The organism is Tenacibaculum ascidiaceicola (assembly GCF_047470925.1).
Taxonomy (GTDB): domain Bacteria; phylum Bacteroidota; class Bacteroidia; order Flavobacteriales; family Flavobacteriaceae; genus Polaribacter; species Polaribacter discolor.
In genome coordinates this window covers 83,302-110,261 of record NZ_JAZKJP010000006.1, presented here as the reverse complement: position 1 = coordinate 110,261, position 26,960 = coordinate 83,302, and the positions used below count along the sequence as shown (strand labels likewise).

Annotated in this window: 29 protein-coding genes; 17 read left to right on the top strand and 12 right to left on the bottom strand. The window is 31.3% G+C overall.

Going from position 1 to position 26,960, the window contains the following annotated elements:
- Position 1 precedes the first annotated feature (1 nt).
- Together VBY68_RS07545 and VBY68_RS07540 are read left to right on the top strand one after the other, a co-directional pair.
- A complete protein-coding gene (locus VBY68_RS07545; RefSeq protein ID WP_273694397.1) occupies positions 2-1,186 on the top strand; it encodes an efflux RND transporter periplasmic adaptor subunit in 1,185 nt (394 codons plus the stop codon).
- 22 nt (positions 1,187-1,208) lie between these two features.
- The gene (locus tag VBY68_RS07540; protein ID WP_415269368.1) at positions 1,209-4,673 is read left to right on the top strand and encodes an efflux RND transporter permease subunit; all 3,465 of its coding nucleotides are present in this window, start codon (positions 1,209-1,211) and stop codon (positions 4,671-4,673) included.
- Between the two features lie 76 nt (positions 4,674-4,749).
- Here the strand turns inward: VBY68_RS07540 and VBY68_RS07535 are convergent, their stop codons facing one another.
- Positions 4,750-7,077: a TonB-dependent receptor gene (locus VBY68_RS07535; protein ID WP_415269367.1), complete on the bottom strand. Its 2,328-nt coding sequence runs from the start codon at positions 7,075-7,077 to the stop codon at positions 4,750-4,752.
- A 212-nt stretch (positions 7,078-7,289) separates the two neighbouring features.
- Between VBY68_RS07535 and VBY68_RS07530 the strand changes: the two genes are divergently transcribed.
- The 3 genes from VBY68_RS07530 to VBY68_RS07520 are packed head-to-tail and all read left to right on the top strand — an operon-like array spanning position 7,290 to position 9,567.
- Positions 7,290-8,360 carry a sensor histidine kinase gene (locus VBY68_RS07530; protein WP_415269366.1) on the top strand — a complete coding sequence of 357 codons (1,071 nt, stop codon included), beginning with the start codon at positions 7,290-7,292 and terminating at the stop codon, positions 8,358-8,360.
- A 7-nt stretch (positions 8,361-8,367) separates the two neighbouring features.
- On the top strand, positions 8,368-9,078 hold the full coding sequence (locus VBY68_RS07525; protein ID WP_415269372.1) for a LytR/AlgR family response regulator transcription factor: 711 nt from the start codon (positions 8,368-8,370) through the stop codon (positions 9,076-9,078).
- 18 nt (positions 9,079-9,096) lie between these two features.
- Positions 9,097-9,567 carry a regulatory protein RecX gene (locus VBY68_RS07520; protein WP_099215702.1) on the top strand — a complete coding sequence of 157 codons (471 nt, stop codon included), beginning with the start codon at positions 9,097-9,099 and terminating at the stop codon, positions 9,565-9,567.
- Here VBY68_RS07520 and VBY68_RS07515 read toward each other — a convergent pair.
- The gene (locus tag VBY68_RS07515; protein ID WP_415269365.1) at positions 9,554-10,078 is read right to left on the bottom strand and encodes a hypothetical protein; all 525 of its coding nucleotides are present in this window, start codon (positions 10,076-10,078) and stop codon (positions 9,554-9,556) included. The two genes, VBY68_RS07520 and VBY68_RS07515, sit on opposite strands and share 14 nt — an antisense overlap.
- 183 nt (positions 10,079-10,261) lie before the next feature.
- On the opposite strand from VBY68_RS07515, the gene VBY68_RS07510 reads away from it, so the two are divergent.
- The 3 genes from VBY68_RS07510 to VBY68_RS07500 all read left to right on the top strand — a co-directional run bounded on the left by VBY68_RS07510 (position 10,262) and on the right by VBY68_RS07500 (position 12,503).
- The gene (locus VBY68_RS07510; RefSeq protein WP_099215704.1) at positions 10,262-11,227 is read left to right on the top strand and encodes an NAD-dependent epimerase/dehydratase family protein; all 966 of its coding nucleotides are present in this window, start codon (positions 10,262-10,264) and stop codon (positions 11,225-11,227) included.
- 111 nt (positions 11,228-11,338) lie between these two features.
- Entirely contained in the window at positions 11,339-11,929 is a 591-nt protein-coding gene (locus VBY68_RS07505; RefSeq protein ID WP_124589571.1) for a thioredoxin family protein, read from the top strand.
- A gap of 91 nt (positions 11,930-12,020) precedes the next feature.
- Positions 12,021-12,503: an ABC transporter ATPase gene (locus tag VBY68_RS07500; RefSeq protein ID WP_273694391.1), complete on the top strand. Its 483-nt coding sequence runs from the start codon at positions 12,021-12,023 to the stop codon at positions 12,501-12,503.
- Positions 12,504-12,536: 33 nt separating this feature from the next.
- Here VBY68_RS07500 and VBY68_RS07495 read toward each other — a convergent pair whose 3' ends face one another.
- The 9 genes from VBY68_RS07495 to VBY68_RS07455 are packed head-to-tail and all read right to left on the bottom strand — an operon-like array spanning position 12,537 to position 18,089.
- On the bottom strand, positions 12,537-13,073 hold the full coding sequence (locus VBY68_RS07495; RefSeq protein ID WP_099215707.1) for an outer membrane beta-barrel protein: 537 nt from the start codon (positions 13,071-13,073) through the stop codon (positions 12,537-12,539).
- A 34-nt stretch (positions 13,074-13,107) separates the two neighbouring features.
- The gene (gene truB, locus VBY68_RS07490; RefSeq protein ID WP_415269364.1) at positions 13,108-13,800 is read right to left on the bottom strand and encodes a tRNA pseudouridine(55) synthase TruB; all 693 of its coding nucleotides are present in this window, start codon (positions 13,798-13,800) and stop codon (positions 13,108-13,110) included.
- Positions 13,801-14,595 (bottom strand): undecaprenyl-diphosphate phosphatase, encoded by a 795-nt coding sequence (locus VBY68_RS07485; RefSeq protein ID WP_415269363.1) that lies wholly within the window; start codon positions 14,593-14,595, stop codon positions 13,801-13,803.
- Positions 14,596-14,597: 2 nt separating this feature from the next.
- Positions 14,598-14,840 (bottom strand): DUF3098 domain-containing protein, encoded by a 243-nt coding sequence (locus VBY68_RS07480; RefSeq protein WP_047789969.1) that lies wholly within the window; start codon positions 14,838-14,840, stop codon positions 14,598-14,600.
- Positions 14,841-14,847: 7 nt separating this feature from the next.
- Positions 14,848-15,726 (bottom strand): cell division protein FtsX, encoded by an 879-nt coding sequence (locus VBY68_RS07475; protein ID WP_099215710.1) that lies wholly within the window; start codon positions 15,724-15,726, stop codon positions 14,848-14,850.
- Positions 15,727-15,784: 58 nt separating this feature from the next.
- The gene (gene mce, locus VBY68_RS07470; protein ID WP_415269362.1) at positions 15,785-16,189 is read right to left on the bottom strand and encodes a methylmalonyl-CoA epimerase; all 405 of its coding nucleotides are present in this window, start codon (positions 16,187-16,189) and stop codon (positions 15,785-15,787) included.
- A gap of 30 nt (positions 16,190-16,219) precedes the next feature.
- Positions 16,220-16,762 (bottom strand): hypothetical protein, encoded by a 543-nt coding sequence (locus VBY68_RS07465; RefSeq protein ID WP_121146269.1) that lies wholly within the window; start codon positions 16,760-16,762, stop codon positions 16,220-16,222.
- Positions 16,763-16,764: 2 nt separating this feature from the next.
- The gene (locus VBY68_RS07460; protein WP_415269361.1) at positions 16,765-17,436 is read right to left on the bottom strand and encodes a hypothetical protein; all 672 of its coding nucleotides are present in this window, start codon (positions 17,434-17,436) and stop codon (positions 16,765-16,767) included.
- Between the two features lie 59 nt (positions 17,437-17,495).
- Positions 17,496-18,089, bottom strand: a complete 594-nt coding sequence (locus tag VBY68_RS07455) for a DUF2589 domain-containing protein (protein WP_415269360.1) — start codon at positions 18,087-18,089, stop codon at positions 17,496-17,498.
- A gap of 358 nt (positions 18,090-18,447) precedes the next feature.
- On the opposite strand from VBY68_RS07455, the gene VBY68_RS07450 reads away from it, so the two are divergent.
- The 7 genes from VBY68_RS07450 (at position 18,448) to VBY68_RS07420 (ending at position 23,757) form a co-directional block, all read left to right on the top strand.
- Positions 18,448-19,071, top strand: coding sequence for a hypothetical protein (locus VBY68_RS07450; RefSeq protein WP_415269359.1), 624 nt, complete (start codon positions 18,448-18,450; stop codon positions 19,069-19,071).
- A 280-nt stretch (positions 19,072-19,351) separates the two neighbouring features.
- Positions 19,352-20,050 carry a hypothetical protein gene (locus VBY68_RS07445; protein WP_415269358.1) on the top strand — a complete coding sequence of 233 codons (699 nt, stop codon included), beginning with the start codon at positions 19,352-19,354 and terminating at the stop codon, positions 20,048-20,050.
- A gap of 416 nt (positions 20,051-20,466) precedes the next feature.
- Complete coding sequence (locus VBY68_RS07440) at positions 20,467-20,679, top strand: hypothetical protein (RefSeq protein ID WP_415269357.1); 213 nt, start codon at positions 20,467-20,469, stop codon at positions 20,677-20,679.
- On the top strand, positions 20,652-21,401 hold the full coding sequence (locus VBY68_RS07435) for a sensor histidine kinase (protein WP_415269356.1): 750 nt from the start codon (positions 20,652-20,654) through the stop codon (positions 21,399-21,401). Before VBY68_RS07440 ends, VBY68_RS07435 begins: the two co-directional genes overlap by 28 nt.
- A gap of 50 nt (positions 21,402-21,451) precedes the next feature.
- Entirely contained in the window at positions 21,452-22,099 is a 648-nt protein-coding gene (locus VBY68_RS07430; protein ID WP_099215718.1) for a response regulator transcription factor, read from the top strand.
- Between the two features lie 21 nt (positions 22,100-22,120).
- Positions 22,121-22,516 carry a 30S ribosome-binding factor RbfA gene (gene rbfA, locus VBY68_RS07425; protein WP_121146264.1) on the top strand — a complete coding sequence of 132 codons (396 nt, stop codon included), beginning with the start codon at positions 22,121-22,123 and terminating at the stop codon, positions 22,514-22,516.
- A 38-nt stretch (positions 22,517-22,554) separates the two neighbouring features.
- Complete coding sequence (locus tag VBY68_RS07420; protein ID WP_415269355.1) at positions 22,555-23,757, top strand: ABC transporter permease; 1,203 nt, start codon at positions 22,555-22,557, stop codon at positions 23,755-23,757.
- 9 nt (positions 23,758-23,766) lie between these two features.
- Here VBY68_RS07420 and dusB read toward each other — a convergent pair whose 3' ends face one another.
- The gene (dusB, locus tag VBY68_RS07415) at positions 23,767-24,768 is read right to left on the bottom strand and encodes a tRNA dihydrouridine synthase DusB (protein ID WP_099215721.1); all 1,002 of its coding nucleotides are present in this window, start codon (positions 24,766-24,768) and stop codon (positions 23,767-23,769) included.
- Between the two features lie 65 nt (positions 24,769-24,833).
- Between dusB and VBY68_RS07410 the strand changes: the two genes are divergently transcribed.
- Positions 24,834-25,586, top strand: coding sequence for a prolipoprotein diacylglyceryl transferase (locus tag VBY68_RS07410; RefSeq protein ID WP_415269354.1), 753 nt, complete (start codon positions 24,834-24,836; stop codon positions 25,584-25,586).
- Positions 25,567-26,958, top strand: coding sequence for a radical SAM protein (locus tag VBY68_RS07405; protein ID WP_415269353.1), 1,392 nt, complete (start codon positions 25,567-25,569; stop codon positions 26,956-26,958). Before VBY68_RS07410 ends, VBY68_RS07405 begins: the two co-directional genes overlap by 20 nt.
- Positions 26,959-26,960 lie beyond the last annotated feature (2 nt).

Genomic DNA, 26,960 nt, shown 5'->3' with positions numbered 1-26,960 from the left:
AATGAGAAAAATATATTCACTATTCGCAATTACATTGCTTTTAGCCTCATGTGGAGGTAAAAAAGAGCAGTCTGTACAAGACGTAATAGCATCTAACGATTTAGCGAAAATTAGAGAGAAAAAAGCATCGTTAGACACACAAATGCAAACACTATCTGATGAAATTAAGGTTTTAAACGATAAAATTTCTGAGTTAGATACCAATAAAAAAGTTCCATTAATTACAGTGCTTTCTGCTAAGGAAGAGGTTTTTGATCACTATTTAGAATTACAAGGAGCAGTACAAACAAAGCAGAATGTACTTATCTATCCTGAAATGCCAGGGCTTTTAACACGTATTTACGTAAAAGAAGGGCAGTATGTTAAAAAGGGACAAACCTTGGCGAAAATTGATGATGGAGGTTTGGCTAATCAGTTAGCTCAAATAGAAGCGCAAGCAGCACTAGCAGAAACAACATATAAACGTCAGAAACGTTTGTGGGAACAAAAAATAGGATCAGAAATTCAGTTTTTACAAGCTAAAACTAACTATGAAGCACAAACCAACGCGGTTAGTCAATTAAGAAGACAGTTAGCAAAATCGGTAATTACAGCACCTTTTTCAGGAGTAATTGATGACGTAATAAAAGAGCAAGGAACAGTAGTAGCACCAGGAATGGGTTCTGAAGTTTTCAGAATTGTAAACTTAAAAAACATGTATATCGAAACAGATGTACCTGAAAGTTATATCACGTCAATTAAAAAAGGGAAAAATGTTGAGGTAGAGTTCCCTGTATTAGGAGAAAAGTTAACTTCTAAAATTCGTCAAGCAGGCAACTTTATAAACCCAGCAAACAGAACATTTAAAGTTGAGGTTGGAGTTCCTAACCATGAAGGAAAGATTAAGCCGAATTTAACAGCTAAGTTAAAAATCAATGATTACTCTAATGAAAAAGCAATTTTAATTCCTCAAAGTATTATTTCAGAGAATGCTAATGGAGAACAATATGTGTATGTGGTAGAAAACATAAAAGATCAGGTAGGAACCGCTAAACAAATAATTATAACTACAGGGAAAACGCAAGGAGATATTATTGAAGTTTTAAGCGGAATTGAAAACGGAACAAAAATTATTGAAGAAGGAGCTCGTAGTGTAAAAAACGGACAAGAGGTTAAGGTATTAACTCTTTCAGAAGAAGCAAAATAACACACCAAAAACTATCCGTCTAATGACTGAAAAACAAAAAAAACAAGTAGATAAAGAGTTTGGTTTATCCTCTTGGGCAATAAATAATAAAACAACTATCTACGTAATGATGGTTATGATACTTATAACAGGTATTTCTGCCTTTTTAAGTATGCCAAGAGAAAATTTCCCAGAAATTAGAGAAACCAAAATTTATATAAGTTCTCTGTATCCAGGAAATACAGCTGAAGACATAGAGAAGTTAATTACCGATCCGTTAGAAGATAGACTTAAAACGGTAAGTAATGTAGTAGAAATAACCTCTACATCTCAAGAAGACTACTCAATGGTGGTTGTTGAGTTTGATGAAAACATATCAGTAGATCAAGCTAAACAAAAAGTAAAAGATGAAATAGATCAAGAAACGTCTGGAGAAGATTGGCCTACGTTTAACGGAGCTAAAGTAGAACCAAATGTTTTTGAGCTAAGTATTTCTGAAGAAATGCCAATTCTAAATATCAATATCTCGGGAGATTACCCAGTAGATAAATTAAAAGAATTTGGTGAGTATTTGGAGGACGAAATTGAAGATTTACAAGAAATAAAAAAAGTAGATATCCGTGGTGCTGAAGAAAAAGAAGTTGAGGTAGCAGTTGATATTTACAAAATGATGGCAGCGCAAGTAAGTTTCCAAGATGTAATTAATGCAATTAACGGAGGAAACTTAACAATGTCTGCAGGTAATTTAATTGCTAGTGGACAACGACGTACTGTTAGAATTTTAGGAGAAATTGAAGATCCACAAGAATTACAAGATTTTGTAGTAAAATCAGAAAAAGGGAATTCAATTTACCTTAAAGATATTGCAAAAGTTTCTTTTAAAGATAAAGATAAAACTACGTATGCTCGTGAGTTTGGAGAAGCTGTAGTAATGCTGGATGTAAAAAAACGTTCAGGGAAAAACATGGTAGAGGCTGCTGAAAAAATTCAGAAAATTGTAGAAGATACCAAAGCCAATATATTTCCAAGTAATTTAAAAGTAACCATAGCTAACGATCAATCTTCAAAAACTATTGGTCAGGTAGATGATTTGGTAAATAACATCATCTTTGGGGTAATTTTAGTAGTATTAGTACTAATGTTCTTCTTAGGTTTTAAAAATGCCTTATTTGTTGGATTTGCGATACCAATGTCAATGTTCATGTCACTAATGATATTGAGTTGGCTAGGATATACCATGAATACCATGATTCTTTTTGGATTAATTATGGGACTGGGAATGTTGGTAGATAATGGTATTGTGGTTGTTGAAAACGTATACCGTTTAATGGATGAAGGTATGCCTAGAATTGAAGCTGCTAAAAAGGGAATTGGAGAAATTGCATTTCCAATTATTATCTCAACAGCAACTACAGTAGCAGCATTTATTCCGTTAGGAATGTGGCCTGGAACTATGGGGCAGTTTATGATTTATTTCCCTGTAACATTATCTGTAGTATTAGGTTCATCATTATTTGTGGCAATATTTTTTAACTCAGTGTTAGTGTCACAGTTTATGAGTGTTGAAGATAAAAATATGCCATTAAGACGTATTATTATCTTATCGTCAGTAATGGCAGTGATAGGATTGTTAATAGCTCTTTTAGGCGGAACATATGGAGCTTTAGGTACTGTGATGATTTTTACAGCTATCATGTTGTGGGTATATCGATTGGCATTACGTCCGTGGGCAAATCGTTTTCAAAATACAGTATTACCACGATGGGAACGTTTTTATGAAAGAATGTTAAGAGCGGCTCTAAGAGGCTGGAGGCCGTATGTTATCTCTTTAGGTACGTTTGTTTTATTATTTATTGCTTTTGGAGGTTTTGGAGCCTCAATAGGAAGTCAACGTACAAAAGTTGAGTTTTTCCCAGACAATACACCAAATCAGATTATTGTTTATATCGAATATCCACAAGGAACTGATATTGAAAAGACAAATCTGATAATGAAAGATTTGGAAGAACGTGTGTATAAAGTATTAAACTCGCCAGAATATGTTGATAACGGTTATAATTTCTTAGTAGAAAGTGCTGTTTCACAAGTAGGAGCTGGTTCTGGAAATCCGCAAACAGATGGAGGTTCAACTGCAGAAATGCCTCATAAAGGAAAAATAACTGCTTCAATGCGTGAATACAAATACCGTAGAGGGGCTGATAGTAAAGAGTTACAAAGAAAAGTTACTGAAGCATTAAGAGGGATTTACCCTGGATTAGAAATTTCAGTAGAAAAAGAAGCAGTAGGTCCACCAGCAGGATACCCTATTAATATTGAACTTGAAGGAAATGATTATGCAGAATTAATCAACACTGCAGAAAAGATGAGAGATTTCATTAACTCAAAAAGTATTGCGGGTATTGATGAATTAAAGATTGATGTAAATAAATCTAAACCATCAATGTTAGTAAATGTTGATCGTAAAAAAGCAGGAGAATTAGGAGTAAGTTCATCGCAAGTAGGAAACCAATTGCGTAATGCTATTTTTGGTTCTAAAGCAGGTATTTATAAAGAAGATGGTGATGATTACGATATTTATGTTCGTTTTAATAAAGAAAACAGGTATAATAAAAGTGCAATTTTTAACCAGAAAATTACTTTTAGAGATATGTCTTCAGGAACGATCAAAGAAATTCCTGTATCGGCAGTAGCAAAACAAACAAATACCTCAGGATTTAGTGCAATTAAGCATAAAGATGTAAAGAGAGTGGTGACAGTATATTCTGCTTTAGCACCAGGGTATACAGATGCTGCAGCGATTGTTTCAAAAATTCAAAATGAAATGAAGACGTTTACTGAAAAACCAGATTCGGTAAAAGTTGACTATACAGGACAAATTGAAGAGCAAAACAAACAGATGGCGTTCTTAATGAAAGCATTTTTTGGAGGTTTAGGATTAATTTTCTTGATTTTAATTTTCCAGTTTAATTCTGTCTCTAAGCCAGCAATAATAATGCTAGCAATCTTTTTAAGTTTAATAGGTGTATTTGGAGGATTAATTATTACGGCAAAACCATTCGTAATTATGATGACCATGATGGGAATTATTTCCTTAGCGGGTATTGTGGTAAATAATGGAGTAGTACTACTCGATTATACCCAGTTACTTATAGATCGTAAAAAAGTAGAACAAGGATTGTCTTCTGATGAGTTTGTAGATGTACATACTTTAGGAGAAGCTATTATTAGAGGAGGAAAAGCACGTTTACGTCCAGTATTATTAACGGCAATCACAACCATTTTAGGGTTAATTCCATTAGCAACAGGTTTAAATATTAATTTCTTTACCTTAGCTAGTGAGTTGAATCCACATATATATGTTGGAGGGGATAATGTAATTTTCTGGGGTCCATTAGCATGGACTGTTATTTACGGATTATTCATAGCAACTTTCTTGACATTAATTGTAGTACCGATATTATTCTACTTAATCACTAAGTTTAAAATGTGGTTACGTAGCGTTTTATAATTGATTTTTTGTTAACTGTAAAAAGGGTTAAAAGTAATTTACTTTTAACCCTTTTTTAATTGTGTAAAACAAAAAGCTAATCAGGCAATCGATCTCTGTCCTTTTTTGTTCTGTTAAATCGATAAGTAAAAGTTACAGAAGAGTATCTACCAACAGGTTTGTTATACCTTGTTGCGATGTAGTTTTCACCAGTAATTAACTGTTTACTTACTCTAGAATCAAAAATATTGTTCATGTTTAAAGTAAGTGTAGCTTTGTCATTCCAAAAGTCTTTACTTACACCTATATTAGCTCTATACTGAGCTTCAGTAAATATTTGTCCGCTTTGTCTTTCTCCAAGATAATTTAAGCTAGATTGAATAGTTAATCTTGAAAACTTCATTCTAGAGTTTAAACGAGTAGACCATGTGTTGTTATCAACAGTATATATTCCTCTTTGATCGAAAGAATAATAGTTGAATTCACTTGATAATCTCCACCATTTATAAGGAGAATATCGAATGGCTAATTCAGCACCAAATCTTTTTTCAGTTCCTGAGTTAATAGGTTTAGATACCAAAGCACCAAATGAATTTATTGTAACTAAAGTTTCAAAAACATTAGTAGTATGTTGGTAATATATAGATGGGTTTAAGGTGAATTTACTCCATCTTTTTAAGAGTCCTAATTCGAAAGAATTTGTGTACATAGGGTTTAAATCAGGATTACCTACACGTATGTTTCTGCGGTCAGAAATTCCACCAAAAGGATTTAGATGCCAAAAACTAGGACGTCTAATTCTTCTACTATAGCTTAGTTGTAAATTGGTAGCTTGATTAAAACTGTATGTAAAATGGGCTGTAGGAAATAAATCAGTATACTTTTTATCGGTTTTAAATTGATTGTTTCTGTCCGTGCTTCCAGTATTTGCATGTTCAGCACGTAAGCCTAATAAATATTGAAGTTTGTTTTTTTGGTTTCCATATTGAATATAAGCTCCGTAAATACGTTCGTTATACCTTAACAAGTTGTTTAAGCTATCAATTAAAACAGTATTGTCCCAAACCTTATAATCACTGTCAATATTTCTAATTTCTCCTTTTATTCCCATTTCCAAATGTGATTTTTCAGAGATAGGTAGCTTAAAGTCAGATTGAAATAAAAAGTCTTTACTGCTTTCTATATCTCTACTTTGTAAAGTGTTTATAGCAGAGGTCGTAGGGAATTGTTGTTGCTCTTTAACTAATTCATTTTCGTCATCATTCCAAAAATCATATTGAAAATTAGCTGTAAATTTTTGTCCTTTTTTAGCGAATGTTTTTACGTAATTTAATTCAATTTGATTTGCTTTTTGAGGTTCTTTATATGATTCTTGTGTAGTGAGAATACTATCTGTTTGTTGTGTGTTGTCTAAAAAGTTAAAGGTATAATCAACATTGTTTTTACTTGTATTGTTTCTATGGTAGTAACTTAGAGTAAGGGTGTTTTTATCATTAATGTAATAATCACTTCCAAAATAAAGATTAAAAGTACTACGGCTTCTAGTAGTATTAGTTACCCTGTTAGAATAAGAGGTTATTACCCCATTATCGAGATTAGTTCTGTTCAAATAACCATTTCCATCGAAAGATATATAACGATATCCAATATTAGAAAATAAATTGAATTTCTCTTTTTTGTAGTTCATATTGTAGTTGATATTATGATTATCAGGAATTCCAGTAGTTAGCTGTAAAGAGCTACCAAAACCACCACTTTTATTTTTCTTTAAGATAATATTGATGATTCCAGCAGTTCCACTAGCATCGTACTTAGCGGAAGGGTTGGTAACTACTTCAACCTTTTCTATGTTTTCGGAAGGAATTGACTCTAAGCCGTTGTTTGCTGTTAAAACAGAAGGTTTTCCGTTAATTAAAATACGAACATTCGGATTGCCTCGTAAGCTTATACCTCCTTCAATATCTACACTTACTGAAGGAACATTGTTTAAAACATCATTCACAGAACCGCCTTTAGAAACTAAATCTTTACCAACATTAAAAACACGTTTATCTAGTTTGTACTCCGTGGTAGATTTTTCGGCTGTAATTTCTATTTCATCTAGGGCTTGTAAGTCTTCTTGAAGAAGGATAGTTTGAAGTGATTGGTTTTTGGTTAGTGAAATATTGTTCATTGAATGATTTTTAAAACCAATAAACTCCACTTTAATATTATACTGACCTTTTTTAATATTCATTAAAAATTCTCCTTGGCTATTCGTAGATTCTCCTGCTACAATTTCATTTGTATTAGGGTTGGTTAAAATAATAGTAGCAAACTCTAAAGGTTGTTTGGTGTTTCTTTCTACAACTTTACCAGTAAGCGTTATTTGAGCAGATAACTGAATAGAAATAAATAGTAGTAGAATAAATAAAGACTTTTTCATTATTACTTAATATTTGAATTATGCAGCAAAGATGAATTTAAAAGACATGCGGGTTTGTTGTAATAGATAAAAGACTACAAATAATCGACGTATAGAGGATTGTTTAATAGATGAACAATTTAAGGCTTAAAAAAGCTTTATTCAGGAGGTAAAAGACCAAGTTTGTCGATTTGGAGTTATAAGTACTCAAGGTATTTATATATTTACAAACTATGATTACAAGAGAAGCAGTTATTAAGTTTTTTTCAGAGAGTAGGGTGTTACAACACGTACTATTTTGGTGTGTGTTTCTTGTTTTAGACTTTCCTAAAGACTCACTTATATACCAAGAAGAGTTTTCTTTTTTAGGAACTTTTGTAATGTCTATGTGTCATATGATTCCCAAGATAATTATATCCTATTTCATAGCTTATTATGTTATTCCGAAGTTTTTATTGAAGAAAAAATATATAATTACAGTTGTTTTGTTTTTAATAGGAACATATTTATTAGCAGCGTTCAACAGGGTTTTGGTTGTGCATGTAGGAGAAACATTAATAAGAAAAGGAGTTTTTACACAAGAGCCCCTTTTGGAGATTTTAACTGATTGGAAAAAGTTGTTGTTTGGTTATATTCCAAATATGTATTTAACAACTTTGGTTTTCCTTTCTGTAAAATATTTTCTGGATTATAAAAGAGTTAAAGAAAAAGAACTAGTATTTGAAAAAGAAAAAACAGAAGCAGAATTAAAAACATTAAAAGCGCAATTAAACCCACATTTTTTATTCAATACACTGAATAATATTTATAGTCTATCTTTGAGTAATTCGCCTAAAACACCAACTTCAATAGGGAAACTATCGGAAATGTTAGATTATGTCTTGTATAGATGTAATACTAAGTTTGTGTTACTTTCTAATGAAATTCAATTGATAGAAAACTATATAGAGTTAGAAAAACTAAGGTACGACTCACGTTTAAAAGTTTCTTTGATAAATAATGTAGAAAAAGATATCAAAATACCTCCATTGATATTGTTATCGTTAGTTGAAAATGCTTTTAAACATGGCGCAGGAGAAGATAGTGGGTCGCCAGAAATTAAAATTGAACTTTTAAGCTCAGGTGATAGTTTTAACTTTAAAATATCTAATACAGTTTCCAAAGATTATGTCCTCAAAAAAGAGAGTATAGGGTTGTCAAATGTTAGAAAACAATTAGATTTAATCTATCAAAATCAATATAGTTTGATAATAAAAAATGAGGAAAATAAATTTATGGTAGGTTTAAAAATTTATTCAAATTAAATAGTTGATGAAAGTAAAATGTTTAGTGGTTGATGACGAACCTTTAGCAAGAGAACTAATAGAGAATCACATCTCAAAAATACCAGCACTTGAAATAGTGGGGAGTTGTGACAATGCACTTAAAGCATTTGAAGTTATAAGTTCTCAAGAGGTAGATTTATTGTTTTTAGATATAAAAATGCCAAATATTACAGGAATAGACTTTTTAAAAACAATTAAAAACCCTCCAAAAACAATTTTTACAACTGCCTATAGAGATTATGCTCTTGAAAGTTATGATTTAGAAGTGCTAGACTACTTGTTAAAACCAATAACTTTCGAACGTTTTTTTAAGGCTGTAGATCGTTTTTTGAGGTCAATAAAGGAGAGTGATATGTCTATAACCAAAGAAAGTGAAAACACAGAAGAGTTTTTGTTGTTGAAATCAGGAAGTAAGTACCACAAAGTCTTCATTGGAGATATATTATTTATAGAGAGCTTAAAAGATTATGTAAAAGTTCATACAGTTAATGATAAACGTGTTGTAACTAAGTATAAGATAAGCGATATTGAAGAAAAATTAAATAGTAATTTTTTAAGAGTTCACAGATCTTATATTATCAATACGAATAAAATATCTGCTTTTACAATTAACGATATTGAAATAAACTCAATAGAAATTCCAATAGGTGCTAGTTATAAAGAAAAGGTAATCTCTTTTTTGAATCAATGGAAATAGAATTTATATTTTCGTGCTATGAACAAACCGGTTTTTACAGTTGAAGAAATAAAAAGGAAGATTGAGCAGTATTGTGTTTACCAAGATCGATGTCATAAAGAAGTAGAGAAAAAACTTAAAGATTATAACTTAATTCCAGAAGCAAGAGAGCATATTTTACTTCACTTATTAGAACATAATTTTTTAAATGAAGAACGATTTGCAAAAAGTTTTGCTAGAGGGAAATTCAGAATTAAAAAATGGGGAAAAGACCGAATTGTTAGAGAATTGAAATTTAGAGATATTTCTGCTTATAATATAAAATCAGCCTTGAAAGAAATCGACGAAGAGGAGTATATCAAAACCTTATATAATTTGGTAGAAAAAAAGAATGCGTCAGTCTCTGAAACAAATCACTTTAAAAGAAAAAAGAAGATTGCTGATTATCTTTTATACAGAGGGTTTGAAAGTAGCTTAATATATGAAGCCTTAAAAACTATTGATTCTTAAATAAACTATCTAAGTTTATTTCGCTATCAAACTTTTTCTTAGTGTAAACAGTATTAATCTTATCGTTAACACTACTAAAAAGCATCATAATTTTTTCAACCTGACTGTTAACTTGATTCGCGGAAATCGATGGGATAAAAGTCATATCCGCTAAACGCAAAGTTTCATTTTCAAAAACATTAATACGAGCTTTAAAAGCAGGTGTTTTAAGAGGTTCTATATTTAAACTATCCTTAAATTGTTTGGTAAGTGTTTTTAATTCCAAAGCATTGTTTAAAGCCTCAGTAGGTGTTGTATTTTGTAACTCTTGTAAAAAATCTTCAACTATAAAATATTCTTTCCAAGGTTTAATTTTATCAATATATTTTTCATTTATTTTAGAGTAATCAGTATGCTTAACCGAAATATTCATTTCAGTTTTAGTAGGTAATTCTTCTTTTTGTTCTCCCTTTTTTTTACAAGAAGTAGCCAAAATAAAGAATGAAGCAATAACAAATAAAAAACGACTCATTTTAATAAAATAATTAAGCGATAAAAGTACATATTTTACTTGGCATTCTTTGTAGAATTAAATTAGAAGTTTGAAATCAGTAGATTAGCAGTCTCTTTTGTAGATAGTTAAAAAAGAATAAATACTTTTTGCGAAATCTTAAATTTAATAACTTTGCAAACATCTATTTTTGAATAATTTAAAATGAGTGAAACGATATTAATTTTAGGAGCTTGCGGGCAAATAGGAACAGAATTAACCCAAAAATTGCGTTCTATTTATGGAGCAGATAATGTAATAGCTTCCGATATTAGAGAAGGAAATGCAGAGATGATGAGTTCTGGACCTTTTGAAATCATCGATGCTACCAACCAAGAGCAAATTTTAAGTGTTGTTCAAAAATATAAAGTAACCCAAGTGTATTTAATGGCGGCAATGTTATCTGCAACTGCAGAAAAATATCCATTAAAAGGTTGGGATTTAAACATGACTTCGTTGTTAGCAGTATTGGAATTAGCTAGAGAAAAGCATATTCAAAAAATATATTGGCCTAGTTCAATGGCTGCTTTTGGACCAACATCACCAAAAATGAATACACCACAGCAAACAATTATGGAGCCTTCTACAGTTTATGGAATAAGTAAAGTAGCAGGAGAGCATTGGTGTAATTATTACCACGATAAATATGGGGTAGATGTACGAAGCATTCGTTATCCAGGAATTATAAGCTGGAAAACTTTGCCAGGTGGAGGAACGACTGATTATGCTGTTGATATTTACTTTGATGCATTGAAAAAAGGAACTTTTGAGTGCTTTTTATCAGAAAATACACGTTTACCAATGATGTATATGGATGATGCTATCAATGCTACTATTCAATTAATGCAAGCAGATGAAGAGAATATTAAAACAAGAACTTCATACAACTTAGCGGCAATTAGTTTTACACCAGCTGAAATAGCTACTGAAATTAAAAAATACATTCCAGAGTTTACCATTACATATAATCCAGACTTTAGACAAGCGATTGCAGACAGTTGGCCTCAAGTAATTGATGATTCAGCAGCAAGAAAAGATTGGGGATGGAGACATCAGTTTGATTTAGCTTCTATGACTAAAGATATTATTACCAATTTACAAGCAAAAGCTCAAGAGTCAGCTGAAGTGTAAGGTTGTATCTGTGTTTTCGTCTATGTTATTCAAGTTTTGTAGTGAATTGTAACTTAGGTTACCTAAGGTTCACTATAGATAAAATACTTTTGTAATAACAATATATTTACGATGAAAAAAATTATTCAAAATAGCTTAGAAAAGGCGCTGTCTTATAATGAATATAGAGATTTAGTAAGTGATTTATTGTCGCAAGGAAAATCTACTGGACCTAATCAATCAGATGATTTATTAAACTATAGTAAGTTAAATGATAAACGTATGAAGCGTTTAGATAAAACAGTAAAACTTACTAAAGAGACACTTGCTAAAATTAAAGATGTAAAAGAACCACAAACTTGGTTAGTATTAACTGAAGGATGGTGTGGTGATGCAGCACAAAACTTACCTGTAATTAATAAAATAGCAGAAGAGAATCCAAACATCAATTTAAAACTAGTTTTACGAGATGAAAATTTAGAGTTGATGGATGAATTTTTAACGAATGGAGGAAGATCAATACCTAAGTTAATTGCTTTAAATCAGGAGAACGAAGTAATCAACACATGGGGACCAAGACCTACCACAGCAACTAAAATGGTTGTTGATTATAAAGAAAAACATGGTAGCTTGGATGCTGACTTTAAAACAGATTTACAAGTTTGGTATAACAAAAATAAAGGAGAAAATACACAAGAAGATTTAGTGTCAATGCTTCAGTAATATAGTGCATAAAAAAGCTAGAAATTCCCCTTTTTGTTTTTATCAAAAAGGGGAATTGTTTTCTGTATCTTTGCGTCCATAAGGAATAAATATGTTTGTAGAATTCAGTAGTTTATCAGAAGAGGCGAAAGTTTGGGTATATCCATCAAGTCGAAAATTTTACCCGCAAGAAATTGACGGGCTAAAAGAAAAGTTACAAGGCTTTATAGATGGGTGGAAGTCTGAAGATGCTGATTTCAAAGCTTCTTTTGAACTGAAATACAATCGTTTTATTATCTTTTCTGCGGAAGAAGGTTCAACATTAACGAATGCAGATATTGATAAGCAAGTAGCATTTATTTTACAACTACAACAAGAATATGAAGTAGAGTTGTTAGATAAGATGAACGTGTGTTTTAAGCAAGGAGAATTTATTCAGTACAAAGACGTCAAAGAATTTAAAAAGTTGCTTAAAAAGAAGTCTGTGTCAGCAAAAACAATAGTTTTTGATAATTTAGTACAAACCAAAGTGGAATTAGAAAACTATTGGGAAGTACCAATTACGGAAAGTTGGTATAGTCGATTTTTAAAATAAATTTTTAACTACTAAAATTGTGAGTTTTCTCTTCTAAAAGAAAGAAAACCCAATACCGATAGACACACTATCTAAATGACCGTTCTCAAAGTTTTGAATAGCTTTTCTGTGATAGTCTAAACGTACAATAGTATTCCACCTACTGGCTCCCGTTACTTGTACCCCAACTCCTAATCCGTAGTAATTACCATTTTCATATTTAGAAGAAGGTCTCCACATTTTTCCTTGGCTATACTCAATAAAAAAATTGTCGTTGTCTTTTTCAACAATATTATAACGTAAGTTACCGTAAAAAGGAATAGCGTTGATACCAAATCTAAAGTGATGGTCAAAACCAGCATTTATACCAATTTGCCAACGTCTGTGAAGTTGATATCCTGCACCTAGGCGAATTAAAAGAGAAGCAGGTTCTAAAAAAGATTCATCATCATCAGGATCTAATGTATAATCTTCATTTATAGCGAATGTTGTGCTAAGACTTCCTGTAAAATAAGGTTTTTTGTAGTTTTCTTGAGTAAAAGTGAATTGAGCTGTTAATAGGATAACTAATAGGAGTAGTTTTTTTTTCATAGTAATAGATAATTTTTGCTTTGATGAGCAAAAATTATTCCATTTCTAAAGAGTTGATAAACTCATCAACACTGAGAGCATTATCAACTGAAAAATCTCCAATTTTAGTTCTTCTTAAAACTGATAAATGTGCTCCAGAGTTTAATGCTTCTCCATAATCGTTGGCTATAGAACGAATATAAGTTCCTTTACTACATACGATTCTGAATTCAACATTAGGTAAATCAATTTTTGTGATTTCAAACTCGTTAATTTCTACTTCACGAGCTTTAATTTCGGTGGTTTCACCTTTGCGAGCTAATTCATATAAACGTTTTCCATCTTTTTTAATTGCAGAGAAAATAGGTGGTTTTTGCTGAATTTTTCCAATAAACTGTTCAGTAGTTTTATGCAGTAACTCTTCTGTTATATGTTTTATAGGAAACGTTTCGTTGATTTCTGTTTCTAAATCGTAACTTGGTGTTGTAGCACCCACAACAAACGTACCTGTATATTCTTTTACTTGTCCCTGATATTCGTTGATGTTTTTAGTTTGTTTACCAGTACAAATAATTAACAAACCAGTTGCCAAAGGGTCAAGCGTTCCAGCATGTCCTACTTTAATTTTTTTAATATCAAAACGTTTACGGATATGCCAACGTAGCTTATTCACTACTTGAAAAGAAGTCCATTCTAAAGGTTTATCAATCAATAAAACCTGTCCGTTTTTGTAATCTTCTGCAGTCATCTAGAAAAATAAAGAATAGCCAATGGCAATTAAACCTACAATAGCACAGTATAACGAGAAATATGATAATTTACTCTTTTTAACTAGGGCTATCATCCAAGTACACGCTAATAATCCCGAGATAAAAGCTGCAATAAATCCAGCAGATAAAGGAACAATTTCCGAGCTCTGAAAATTAATTTCTCCACTTAAAATATCTTTAGCAACTTTTCCTAAAATTAAAGGTACAACCATTAAAAAAGAAAAACGAGCCGCTTTAGTTCGGTCTACACCTAATAATACAGATGTTGAAATAGTAGCTCCTGAACGTGAAATTCCAGGTAACATGGCAATTGCTTGAGAGATTCCTATAATTACTGAACTTTTAAAAGAAACACTTTTGTTAGTGTTCTTAGCTTTATCAGCCAATAAAAGTAACACAGCAGTTACTAAAAGCATAAAACCTACTAATAAAACTTTTCCTCCAAAAAAGCTTTCCAATTCTTTTTCAAAGGTCAACCCAATTACTACAGCAGGAATCATAGAAAGAATGATTTTTACAGAAAATTGCATTTCCTCATTCCATTTAAACTGAAATAAACCTCTAAAAATCTCAGCAATTTCTTTTCTAAATACTACAATAGTACTTAATGCTGTTGCAGCATGTAAAACCACAGTAAATGTTAGGCTTTCTTGAGGTACAGAAGTATCTCCAAATAAAGCTTTAGCTAGTTCTAGATGACCACTAGAGGATACGGGTAAAAATTCAGTAAGACCTTGGATAATTCCAAGGATAATTGCTTCTAATAAATCCATGCTTATTTTTTAGGATTGGCAAAAATAGCATAAATTTCTATACCTAATCCGATAATTACTAAGGTAGGAGCTAAACGAATTCTACGCCAACTATATATTTCTGGATTGAATACATTAGGATCATCACTACCGCCACCTGCCATTAAAATAAACCCTAAGGCAATTACAGCAATACCAATAAGCATAATAATATAGTTTCGTTTACCGAATAGAAATTCTTGTTTTGGTGAATTGTCTTTTTTCATAAATATTTTAGTAGTACAAATCGTTGGTTTGTAAATTTAAGAATCGTTGTGTAGCAAAGAAAGTGCTAATCCATGTAATGAAAAAAGCAACAAGTATAACTCCTCCAGCTACATAACCTAAAGCAACATAGTCTGTAAGTAGTTCTAATGTAGGGATGTATTTATCTACATAATAAATTAAAATACCTAATCCACTTATTGCTATAAAAGCGCCTAGTAACCCTAGTTTAATGCTTTGCCAAATAAAAGGTCTACGAATAAAGCTCTTAGTGGCACCAACCATTTGCATGGTTTTTATGTTGAATCGTTTTGAATAAATTGACAATCGGATGGAACTATTTATTAAAATAATAGCAACTAATCCGAAAAAACCACTTAACACCAATAACCAAAAACTAATACGTTGGATGTTTTTGGTAAGTAATTGCACTAATGGTTTATCATAGCTTACTTCGGCAACAAATTTATTTTTATCAAAAGACTTTTCAAGTTCACTCATTTTTTCAGGAGTCACAAAATCTGCTTTTAGATAAATGTCAATTCCATTTTTTAAGGGATTATCTCCCAAAAACTGTAAAAAATCTTCACCTAAATCTTTTTTATATTCTTTGGCAGCGTCTTCTTTAGAAATATAAACAACCTTGTTAACAAACGTCTCTTTTTTAATTGATTCTTTAAGACTTTTAATGTTTTTATCAGCTACTTCATCTTTTAAGAAAAGCGTCATAACTACTTTTTCCTTAAAGTGATTCGCAACTTTTGTTGATTTTAAAAGAACTAAACCTAAAACACCAATCATAAAAAGTACTAAAGCAATACTTACTACTACTGATATGTATGAAGATTGTAATCGGCGTTTTTGAAAAGAATCAAAAGAGGTTGTCATTAGTAAATACTGATTTTAAGGCGTTGCAAGATACAAATATTTAATTTTTAAACTGTTCCTATTCTTCTATCTCTTGGCATAACTCAATAAGTACACCATTGGTAGTTTTAGGATGCAAAAAAGCTACTAGTTTATTATCGGCTCCTTTTTTAGGAGTTTCATTCAAAACAGTAAAACCTTCACCTTGTAAACGTTTAATTTCTTCTTTTATGTTATCAACTGCAAAAGCAATGTGATGAATTCCTTCTCCTTTTTTTTCTATAAACTTTGCTATAGGGCTCTCGGGCTTTGTAGCTTCTAATAATTCAATTTTATTAGGGCCAGATTTAAAAAATGAAGTTTTTACACCTTCGCTAACAACTTCTTCAATTTTATAATGTGCTTCTCCAAAAAGAGAAGCAAATAATGAGTTAGATTTTTCTAAATCTTTAACGGCTATACCAATATGTTCAATTTTGTTCATAACGTAAAAGTAAAAAATATAGCGAACTATCTATAAACTTTCTATTGCTATTTTTTCAGCCATAATAATAAGTACGTCTGATTGATTTATCATTGAAAGTATTTGTGAGCTAATTCCTTTAAGTTGTTCATGATTGCAGCAAAACCTCCAAACTTGTTCTAGAAATTGCGTAAAATCTTCATTTGTATCGTATTTAAACTGCTTGGTTTGGTAAATTACTGCTAAAAGTTGCTCTATCAAGGTTGTTGAATTATCTAAAATGGTAGCATAGGGAGTGTATACTTCCCATAAGTCTTGTTGAGCTTCTGTTAATGTTGATGCTCCTAATTGTAGAATCTCTTTTTTTTTATTTCTACTATTTGGAATGAATGAACTTAACATGGCTCTTTTAACTGCAAATTTTGATGATTCTGGTAAGTTAAGTGCTTTTAATACTTCTTCTGTAGCTAACAACCAATCGCGAATATTTTTAGTGCTTTGCGTATTTTTTTTCTCAATTTGATTTGCTAATTCATGTATTTCATTCAATTGAGTTTTGAGTTGATTGGTTATTTTTGTAATTGATTTTCTCATAACTATTCTGGTAATAGTTTGGTTTCTCTTACACCATCTTCATTCTCTGAAGTATACCACTCCATACCTTCTTCATTTAAAGTCATTTTAATCTGAACTATATTTTCAGGTTTGATTTCGTTTAGCTTATGAGCTTCTACAATAACTTTCGTGTTTTTTTGAGTTATCTGCCTACTTTTAATAGATGGTCTTAATTCTGAATTAAGTTTTTTAACTAATACATCATAACTTACTTTTTCATTATAAATAGAGATAAACTCTTCAGATAATTGTTGTGAAAACCTTGATAATACAGGGTCGATTTCTCCTGTAGCTTTTATATTTTTTTCAAGTTCATCTGTTCTTTGTGCTATTACTGAACGAAGTATAGTAGACGTTTTTCTGTCAAAAGAAGTAATTTTTGAAGCATCTTTTAAAACTGTATAGGTTTGTGAATTGAAAGTAACATTATCAATAGGTTCGTAATCGGCTTCATAAGCTTCTTCTAATTCTCCAATTGCTACAGGAATGGTGAGTTCAATATTTTGTGCTTTAAAACGAGGGATAGAAAAATGTTTCAAGAGTTCATGACGTGAAAACTTCTCAGCAATCTCTAAAGATTTTAAATCAGACATTAAACGTGCTTCTGCAATGCTGGTAGCGATTCCCCCTAAATATTCATTTAAATTTACCATAATAAAAATTTTTAAAAAGAGGTTGTACGGTTTGGTACGGTACAACCTCGTTATCAATGTTAAGCTACAGCAGCAATACTGTCCTCTAGCATATTTAAAATTCTACTTAACCCTTCAGGTAATTCGTCGTTTACGGCACGAACTTTTACCCCAAGATTATATGTTTTATCAACCTTAACGCCTTGAGATGTGTTTCTTTTGTAAGATGCAGAAGCTTTAAAGTTTACAATTTTGTAATTGATTCCTAGTTCTGCACTAGCTGCAAACTCAGACGATACGTTTCTTGTTTCAGTAGAACTCAAGCGCGCATTAAAATCAATGTTTACTTCATCAATACGAATTGATGGAATGGTAAGCATTGTTAAAAATGGTACTTTGATTTCAATTTCACTTTTTAAGAATTTTTGATTTTCAGGACCAATGGCTTCACTTGAATCATAATCAGGGTTAGGTACTGATTTTTCATATTGAAAATCAACATAACGTAATGAATCTGGATTAGCAGGGTTATTGTCTTTTTCAAAACCTACTTCTTTAATAAAATTTACAGTGGCCATAGAGGCTGCTGTTTGTGCTTGTATTGCAGCCTGTAAAGGACCTCCAACATATACGTTGAAGTCTAAACTGTTTAATTCTGGAACTAAATTTGGCATATTTTTTATTTTGTGTACCTACTCTGTTTATAATTAGGCTTTTCGGTGTTCGCCTAGTATTTCGAAATAACTGAAGGCAAAGTTGAATGAAATTTAGAGTAGAGTTTCGAGGAGTAGAACTGTAAAAGTGTTGTGATAGCCCTAGGTTTTAAAAGAGATTTTTCTCCTATATATTTTAGGAAATAAAAGTTTTTGTTTTGTATAGTTATTATTATTAGATTTGAAATGCTATGAAAAATTTAATAAAAATCACTTCTCTACAATCTTGTATTACAGGTTGTTTTATGTATTTCCGAAGGTACACCGGTTTTTGTCAAAGTATCAATAGCACAAAAGTTTAATTTAAAAATTTATAAAAATGAAAAATTATGTATTGCCATTAATGGCGAGTGCAATTTTATGCCTAGTATCTTGTAGTCAAGATAAAACAGAAGACGTATTAGCAGAAAAAACAGTAAAAACTGCAAAACCACAAAATTTACTTATGTATAAAGAAATGGTGGCTATGTTAGAACATTATGATAAAACAAGAAAACCTGTTTTAGAAAAAGCATTGGGGTATGAAGATACTCGCATTAACTTTTATACTATTGAAACTTTGGAAACATATATAGCGTATATGAAAAAAGTATCTGAAGAGAAAGGTATCAAATTAACAGGTATCAATATTGTCTCGGCGTCGTACCCAGAATCGACGAGTCATGGAACTCCAAACTATCAAACAACAATGTTTATGCCTACAACTGAAATTAATGGTAGAAATATAGCCTTTGCACCTGAAGCCTCTACTGAAAATAAAATAGTAACCATGAAGGAAATGCTTGGGAGCTATGGGTACAATTGGGTGTACGATAGTAAAGAAGACTATGACAACAGAGATAAAGTTAACAAAGAAATCCAACAGAATATCTTAAAAAGAGAGCAAAAAGGAGATGAAGAAAGTGGAACAGGAAATTATGGAACGCTTAGACCACCATATTAATAGTTTCTCTTAGATAGAGAGTTTTTATGTAAACATCTTCTGTGTATTAATAATATATGGAAGATGTTTAACTTTTTTTAGAAGAAAAAAACAAGAGTATATGCCATGGAAAACGAATAGTTAAAACATTTATATGGCTTAGGGGTTTTTCCTGTTTGTGGGTTGTGGAAGATTAAGTAACCATTTGATAACTCAGGTTTTAAAGGGTTTCTGAGTAATTCCGTTTTTTTTATTAAGAAATAAGCCGTTATATTTAGAAAATCAAAAAATCAATTTTATTATGAAAAACACTAACCAACTTAAATTATTATTGTTAACTCTTGTAATGAGTTTTGCTATTTCATGTGATAAGATCAATGGCAATAAATGTGATTGTGACGATTGGCAGTCTCAAGTACCAGAAGGTACTTTTTGTTACTCTGATGAAGGAAGAACAAAAGAAATGCTAAACTATAAGGAAGTTATTCAAATGCTATCAAGTTATGATAGAACAAGAATTGCACCACTAGAAGAAGCTTTAGGGTATGAAGATACACGCGCTAACACATTTGACTTTGTGCAATTTAAAAAGTATTTGGGACACGTAGAAAACCTAAGTAAAAAAGCAAAAATTAAAATAACAGGAATCAGTTTTATATCTACAGCTAAAGAAAATCATAAGGATACTGGTAAAAGCTATAGCAGTCTAATTTATATTCCTACGACTACAATTGATGGAAAGCAAATAGCTTTTGACCCTGTGCAATCTGCAAAACAAGGAAAATTAGTAACGTTTAAAGAAATGCTGGCAAAGCATGGATATAAATGGATATATAATACTAGAGAAGAGTTTGAAAAAGGGAAGAGAGATGATTATAACTATAGAATAAAAACAGTGAGAGAAAATAAAGCAGGTTTTATGTTTGTTTCACCTCAAGATGATGAATTATTGAGTGGAGCTGGTAATTGGGGAAGCTTAGAGCCTCCTTATGCAAATTAATTTTAAAGATGACTCTATTGTTCGAAGTACCTTTGTTTTTATACTCACAGTTTTTAACAGCTTTGTTAAGTTGTTTTCTGTTGAGAAAGAAGAAAACTCTTTTTTTTAAAATACTAACACTTTTTTTAGTGGTGACTTTTTTTATTGAGTTTTTAGGATGGTATTTGAGTAGCATAGAAAAGCCGAACTTTAGAGTTTATCATTTTTATACTATTTTTGAGTACTTTGGGATTTTTGTTTTGTATAGGGTTTTACTGAAAGAAAGAAAATATTTAAAGATTTCATACATACTCCTTTTTATTTTTACTGTTCTTAGTGTTTTGACTTTTTTCGATAGAAAATATTTGCACTATACAGGAATAATAGGGTCTTTTAATGTAGGGGTTTTGGTTTTTCTATATTTAAGAGAGTTGTTATTGTCAAATGAAATTTTAAATTATAAAAAGTTATTACCTTTTTGGGTGTCAGTAGGGCTGCTTGTTTTTCATTTACCAGCCATTCCTTTTTTTAGTTTTTGGAATTATATGAAAAATAAAGATTTGTTTCCTATTTTACATTCGTTAATTATTTTAATGAATATCATTATATCTTTTGGGCTACTATGGAGCAACAAGAAGGAAGAATATTAATAGTCACCACTATAGTAATTGTTATTATTATTGTTTTTTTAGTGACATTGTTTACGGTATTTCAACGTCGTAAGAATAAGTTGTTACAAGAGAGGGCTACAAATAAAAAACGTTACGAACGTGAAATTGCTGAGACTCAAATAGAAATAAGAGAAGAGACTTTAAGAAATATCAGTTGGGAGTTGCACGATAATATAGGACAACTCCTAACTTTAGCTAAAATACAGTTACAACATGCTTCTCCTGAAAGTATGGAAGAAATTTCTGAAATTATAGCAAAAAGCTTAACGGAAGTAAGAGCGTTATCAAAAATTATTAATCCAGATTTTATTAATAATATAAAATTAAAAGAAGCATTAAACTTAGAAATTGAGCGATTTAATAGACTAAACTATATTGATGCTAAATTAACAATTGCAGGAGAAGAACAAGAGATAAATCAAAAACATGGAATAATTATTTTTAGAATTCTACAAGAGTTTTTTTCCAACACTATTAAGCATTCTAAAGCATCTAAACTGGAAGTATTTTTAAGTTATAAAGAAGATTCAATAGAGGTAAAAGCTCAAGATAATGGGGTAGGTTTTGACATGGAAAGAGCCAGATTAAAAGGTTTAGGACTACAAAATATAAAAGCAAGAGCTAAACTAATTAATGCAGAGACTAAGTTTATGTCAGAGTCTCAAAAAGGCACAAGTTTAATAATAAATTACTATATTTAAAGAACCTTAGTGTATTTCCCCAACAACTAATAACCAATATAACCCACAAAATTATGAAATACTCAGTTGTTGTTGTAGATGATCATACGTTATTATCACAAGCTATCGAAGGTATGGTAAACACTTTTGATAAATTTAAAGTGCTTTACACTTGCAAAAATGGTAAAGAAGTCGAAGAAAAGTTTTTAGCATCGCCTAAAAACATACCAGATTTAGTTTTAGTAGATGTAAATATGCCAGTGATGAACGGTATTGAGACTACAGAGTGGATAGTGAATAACTACCCACAAGTTCATGTTATGGCGTTGTCAGTAGAAGATGCTGATGGTACTATTTTAAAAATGTTAAAAGCTGGTGCTGTAGGGTACTTGCTAAAAGATACCAAAAAAGAAATCCTAGAGAAAGCGTTGTTAGAAATGATGGACAACGGATTTTATCACACAAAAAATGTTACTACATTATTGTTAGATTCCGTTTCAGGAAAAAATTCAAGAAACAACTTGGCATTTAAAGACAATGAAATAACTTTTATGAAACTTGCATGCTCGGAATTAACGTATAAAGAAATAGCCGAAAAAATGTTTTTAAGCCCAAAAACGATAGATGGTTATCGAGACAGTCTATTTACAAAGTTAAATGTAAGAAATAGAGTAGGCTTAGTTATGTATGCGATAAAAAATAAAATTTACACTCCGTAATTTTATGCTTAAATTTGCAACATGGAAGAAACAAATAGACAGCGAAAAATAGCAGGAGTGTTGCAGCAGGATTTAGTAGACGTTTTACAACGTGCTGCTCAAGATGGAATGAAGGGAGTGATTATATCGGTTTCTAAAGTTTCGGTTACTGCCGACTTGGGAGTGGCAAAAGTATACTTAAGTGTTTTCCCTTCAGAAAAAAGAGACGAAATTATTGAAGGAGTAAAATCTAATACACCTTTAATTCGTCATGAATTAGCACAGCGAACAAAAAATCAATTACGAAGAATGCCAGAATTGTTGTTCTTTGGAGATGATAGTTTGGATTATATTGAAGAGATTGATAAGTCTTTAAAAGGAAAAGATGTCGACCCAATAAAAAATCCAGATGTTTTGCCTCGTCGTCAAAAACGTTAATAATTTTTGTTACATTGGCTAGCTAAATTTATTAATGCTTGAACTTTTCTTTATACATAGCTAAACGATACTTGTTTTCTAAAACGAGTACCAATGCAATTAATATTATTACAGCAATAGCTGTTTTTGGTGTTGTGGTAGGTACCTTGGCTTTGTTTGTTGTATTGTCTGGTTTTTCTGGGTTAAAGACTTTTAGTGATTCATTACTTAATGCATCAGATCCAGATATAAAAATTACGGCTTCAAAAGGAAAATCTTTTCAATATTCACAAAAATTAGATAATGTTTTACAACAAAATGAAGAGATAGAGGCTGCTTCAAAAGTAGTAGAAGAACGTGTTTTTTTAAAGTATAAAGATAAAGAGCATATTGCCCAAATTAAAGGAGTTGATTCAAATTACTCAAAAATTATTACGACAGATTCTTTGCTAACAGTAGGTACTTGGATTGATGAAGAATATAAAAATACAGCAGTAGTAGGATACGGAATATCTTATAAACTATCGTTGGGGATTTTTAATTTTGGTGAAGCACTTCAAATTTTAGTGCCAAAACCAGGAAAAGGATTTATCAATGCAAATAACGCTTTTCGATCGGTTTCAACACAAATAGTGGGTGTGTATACAGGATCAGAAGAATTTCAGAATAAATATGTATTTACTGAGGTATCACTTGCACAAGAATTATTAGGTTACGATAATAGCCAAATAACAGGAGTTGAGTTACGCTTAAAAGAAGGTGTAAATCTCGATACATTCCAAGAGAATTTACAAAGCATTTTAGGGGATAAGTTAAAGGTACAAACACGTACACAGTTAAATACGTTGTATTATAAGGTAATAAATACTGAAAACTTTATCTCATATTTAATTTTTACGTTAATTGTAGCTATTGCTTTGTTTAATGTGATAGGGTCAATTATCATGATGATTATTGATAAACGTCAAAATCTAAAAACTCTCTTTAACTTAGGAAGTAGTATAGAAGACATAAAAAAGATATTTGTATTACAAGGCTTCTTATTAACACTCGTGGGAATGGGGATAGGAATAGTTCTAGGTGTAATTCTTGTATTAATGCAACAACGCTTTGAGTTGTTAATGATTACACAAAACTTAGCCTACCCAGTAGAATTTAAGTGGTTAAACTTACTAGTAGTAGTTATTACAATTTCAGCTTTAGGATATTTAGCAGCAAAAATTGCAAGTTCTAGAATTTCAAAAAGCTTTATTGAGAGATAAAACGTTAACCTACCCTATTTCAGGAATTGTTGCATTTCCAAACTTAGTTTGTACCTCGTCAAACGCAGCAAAAACATCTTTAGGATCATCAGAAGTAACCATTTTCATTCTGTGTTCTTTAAAATGTGGAATTCCCTTAAAATAGTTTGTGTAGTGTCTTCTTGTTTCTACAACACCTAAATGTTCACCTTTCCAATCTATAGCCATTTCTAAATGACGTCGTGCCATATCAACACGTTCAGAAATGGTTGGTTTAGATAAATGTTTACCAGTTTTAAAATAATGTTTCACTTCATTAAAAAACCAAGGGTATCCAATAGAAGCACGGCCAATCATACAGCCATCTAGTCCATATTTGTCACGCATTTCCATAGCTTTTTCAGGAGAATCAACATCACCATTTCCAAATACAGGAATATGCATTCTAGGATTATTTTTCACTTCAGCAATGGGAGCCCAGTCAGCATTACCTTTATACATTTGAGCACGTGTACGTCCATGGATAGAGATAGCTTTACATCCCACATCTTGCAAACGTTCAGCAACTTCAATTATTCTAATAGAATCATGATCCCAACCTAAACGAGTTTTTACGGTAATAGGTAAGTTTGTGTGTTTAACCATGGCCTCAGTAAGAGAAACCATCAAATCAATATCTTTTAAAATTCCAGCCCCAGCACCTTTAGAAACTACTTTCTTAACAGGACAGCCAAAATTAATATCAATAATATCCGGATTCGTTTTTTCAACAATTTCTACAGAACGCAACATCGAGTCTAGATTAGCACCAAAAATTTGAATCCCAACAGGGCGTTCTTTTTCGTAGATATCTAATTTCATTACGCTTTTAGCTGCATCGCGAATTAATCCTTCCGAAGAAATAAATTCAGTATACACTACATCAGCACCGTTTTCTTTACATAAAGCTCTAAACGGTGGATCACTCACATCTTCCATTGGCGCTAACAATAGCGGAAAATCAGGAAGTTCTATGTTACCTATTTTTACCATGCTGCAAAGTTACTTTTTTTTGAGTAATTACGTATATTTCGCCTTTTAACTCACAAACTTTTTTATTGAAACTGCCTTTTGAGCCCATTTTGTTCGGTTACACGGTTAATATTCATCTTATTTTAGAATATTTAGCATTCTTTTTAGCTTTTCGTTATTATGTTTTCTTACGTAAGAAAAGGAAAGATTATATTTCTTCCAATAACAGATTGTCAATTATTTTAGGAGCTGCTGTAGGAGCTTTTATTGGTTCTCGATTAGTTGGAGTGTTAGAAAATCCTTTAGTAACTTTTTCAGCAAAAAACGTCATTCAATTATTAAATGTAAAAACTATTATGGGAGGCTTATTTGGCGGTTTAATAGGGGTAGAATTAGCAAAAAAAATAATAGGAGAAACAAAATCATCTGGTGATTTGTTTGTGTTTCCTATAATTGCTGGAATTTTTATAGGGAGAATAGGGTGTTTTCTTTCAGGAACAAATGAGTTTACCTATGGAATTGAAACTACTTCTTTTTTAGGTATGGATTTAGGTGATGGAGTGTTAAGACATCCAGTTGCATTATATGAGTTGGTGTTTTTAATAGGGGTGTTTTTTTGTTTAAAAATTATACAAGAACGCCATACTTTACAATCAGGAGAATTTTTTAAGTTTTTTATGTTGGCATACTTTGGTTTTCGCTTTTGTATAGAGTTTTTAAAACCGAATACCTTTTTTGTGTTAGGGTTAAGTACTATTCAAATACTATGTATAGTTTGTTATGTATATTACAAGAAATTTATAATTCAAAAAATAAAAAATGCCAGAAAGAAAATATAACTACTATGATTTTACATTGAGCTTGTGTCCTGAATGTTTAAAAAGAGTAGATGCCAAAATTGTTTTTGAAGATGACAAGGTGTATATGCTTAAACGCTGTAGAGAACATGGGAATTCAAAAGTGTTAATAGCAGATGATATTGAATATTATAAAAATATCAGAAATTACAATAAACCTAGTGAGATGCCCTATACGTTTAATACAAAAACAGATTATGGGTGTCCTTACGATTGTGGTTTGTGTCCAGATCATGAACAACATTCGTGCTTGACTGTTGTTGAGGTTACGGACAGGTGTAACTTAACTTGCCCTACCTGTTACGCTGGCTCATCACCTACTTATGGACGCCACCGAACTTTAGAAGAAGTAAAAGCGATGTTAGATGCTGTGGTGAAAAATGAGAAAGAACCAGATGTGGTACAAATTAGCGGAGGAGAACCAACTATACATCCACAGTTTTGGGAAATTTTAGATTACGCAAAATCGCTTCCAATTAGGCATTTAATGTTAAATACAAACGGAATAAAAATAGCTAAAGATCTTGCTTTTGCAGAACGTTTGAAAACGTATACGCCAGATTTTGAAGTATATTTACAGTTCGATTCTTTTGAAGATAGTGTATTGAGAGAGTTGAGAGGAGCAGATTTGAATGAAATTCGTAAACAAGCGCTCGAAAACTTGAATAAGTTAAATCTATCAACAACCTTGGTAGTTACTCTTCAAAAAGGACTAAATGACCATGAAATAGGTAAAGTAATTGATTATGCTTTACAACAAAAATGTGTTCGTGGTGTTACTTTTCAACCAACACAAATAGCGGGAAGATTAGAAAGTTTTAATCCAGAAACAGATAGAATGACGCTTACAGAAGTCAGAAGAAAAATCATGGAACAAACTGATGTTTTTAATACTAACGATTTAATTCCAGTACCTTGTAACCCTGATGCTTTGGTAATGGGGTATGCTCTTAAGTTGGGAGGAGAAGTGTTTCCGTTAACACGCTATATTAATCCAAATGACTTATTAGATAATAGTAAAAACACGATTATTTACGAGCAAGATGAAGCCTTGCATGGAAAAATGATAGACTTATTTAGTACAGGGAATTCTGTTGAAGTGGCTGAAGAAAATTTAAAATCTATTATGTGTTGTTTGCCAAATATTGATGCGCCAGAGTTAGGATATGATAATTTATTTAGAGTTATAATCATGCAATTTATTGATGCTTATAATTTTGATGTACGAGCGGTAAAAAAATCATGTGTACATATAGTCGATAAAGACAATAAAATTATTCCTTTTGAGACAATGAATCTCTTTTACAGGGATTACAAAAAAGAATATTTAGAAAAGTTAAGACAAGAAATATAAGA

Bases quoted from the DNA above. Each gene is read 5' to 3' on its own strand.
- VBY68_RS07545 (WP_273694397.1), top strand. From the start codon at position 2: ATGAGAAAAATATATTCACTATTCGCAATTACATTGCTTTTAGCCTCA.
- VBY68_RS07540 (WP_415269368.1), top strand. From the start codon at position 1,209: ATGACTGAAAAACAAAAAAAACAAGTAGATAAAGAGTTTGGTTTATCC.
- VBY68_RS07535 (WP_415269367.1), bottom strand. From the start codon at position 7,077: ATGAAAAAGTCTTTATTTATTCTACTACTATTTATTTCTATTCAGTTA.
- VBY68_RS07530 (WP_415269366.1), top strand. From the start codon at position 7,290: ATGATTACAAGAGAAGCAGTTATTAAGTTTTTTTCAGAGAGTAGGGTG.
- VBY68_RS07525 (WP_415269372.1), top strand. From the start codon at position 8,368: ATGAAAGTAAAATGTTTAGTGGTTGATGACGAACCTTTAGCAAGAGAA.
- VBY68_RS07520 (WP_099215702.1), top strand. From the start codon at position 9,097: ATGAACAAACCGGTTTTTACAGTTGAAGAAATAAAAAGGAAGATTGAG.
- VBY68_RS07515 (WP_415269365.1), bottom strand. From the start codon at position 10,078: ATGAGTCGTTTTTTATTTGTTATTGCTTCATTCTTTATTTTGGCTACT.
- VBY68_RS07510 (WP_099215704.1), top strand. From the start codon at position 10,262: ATGAGTGAAACGATATTAATTTTAGGAGCTTGCGGGCAAATAGGAACA.
- VBY68_RS07505 (WP_124589571.1), top strand. From the start codon at position 11,339: ATGAAAAAAATTATTCAAAATAGCTTAGAAAAGGCGCTGTCTTATAAT.
- VBY68_RS07500 (WP_273694391.1), top strand. From the start codon at position 12,021: ATGTTTGTAGAATTCAGTAGTTTATCAGAAGAGGCGAAAGTTTGGGTA.
- VBY68_RS07495 (WP_099215707.1), bottom strand. From the start codon at position 13,073: ATGAAAAAAAAACTACTCCTATTAGTTATCCTATTAACAGCTCAATTC.
- truB (WP_415269364.1), bottom strand. From the start codon at position 13,800: ATGACTGCAGAAGATTACAAAAACGGACAGGTTTTATTGATTGATAAA.
- VBY68_RS07485 (WP_415269363.1), bottom strand. From the start codon at position 14,595: ATGGATTTATTAGAAGCAATTATCCTTGGAATTATCCAAGGTCTTACT.
- VBY68_RS07480 (WP_047789969.1), bottom strand. From the start codon at position 14,840: ATGAAAAAAGACAATTCACCAAAACAAGAATTTCTATTCGGTAAACGA.
- VBY68_RS07475 (WP_099215710.1), bottom strand. From the start codon at position 15,726: ATGACAACCTCTTTTGATTCTTTTCAAAAACGCCGATTACAATCTTCA.
- mce (WP_415269362.1), bottom strand. From the start codon at position 16,189: ATGAACAAAATTGAACATATTGGTATAGCCGTTAAAGATTTAGAAAAA.
- VBY68_RS07465 (WP_121146269.1), bottom strand. From the start codon at position 16,762: ATGAGAAAATCAATTACAAAAATAACCAATCAACTCAAAACTCAATTG.
- VBY68_RS07460 (WP_415269361.1), bottom strand. From the start codon at position 17,436: ATGGTAAATTTAAATGAATATTTAGGGGGAATCGCTACCAGCATTGCA.
- VBY68_RS07455 (WP_415269360.1), bottom strand. From the start codon at position 18,089: ATGCCAAATTTAGTTCCAGAATTAAACAGTTTAGACTTCAACGTATAT.
- VBY68_RS07450 (WP_415269359.1), top strand. From the start codon at position 18,448: ATGAAAAATTATGTATTGCCATTAATGGCGAGTGCAATTTTATGCCTA.
- VBY68_RS07445 (WP_415269358.1), top strand. From the start codon at position 19,352: ATGAAAAACACTAACCAACTTAAATTATTATTGTTAACTCTTGTAATG.
- VBY68_RS07435 (WP_415269356.1), top strand. From the start codon at position 20,652: ATGGAGCAACAAGAAGGAAGAATATTAATAGTCACCACTATAGTAATT.
- rbfA (WP_121146264.1), top strand. From the start codon at position 22,121: ATGGAAGAAACAAATAGACAGCGAAAAATAGCAGGAGTGTTGCAGCAG.
- dusB (WP_099215721.1), bottom strand. From the start codon at position 24,768: ATGGTAAAAATAGGTAACATAGAACTTCCTGATTTTCCGCTATTGTTA.
- VBY68_RS07405 (WP_415269353.1), top strand. From the start codon at position 25,567: ATGCCAGAAAGAAAATATAACTACTATGATTTTACATTGAGCTTGTGT.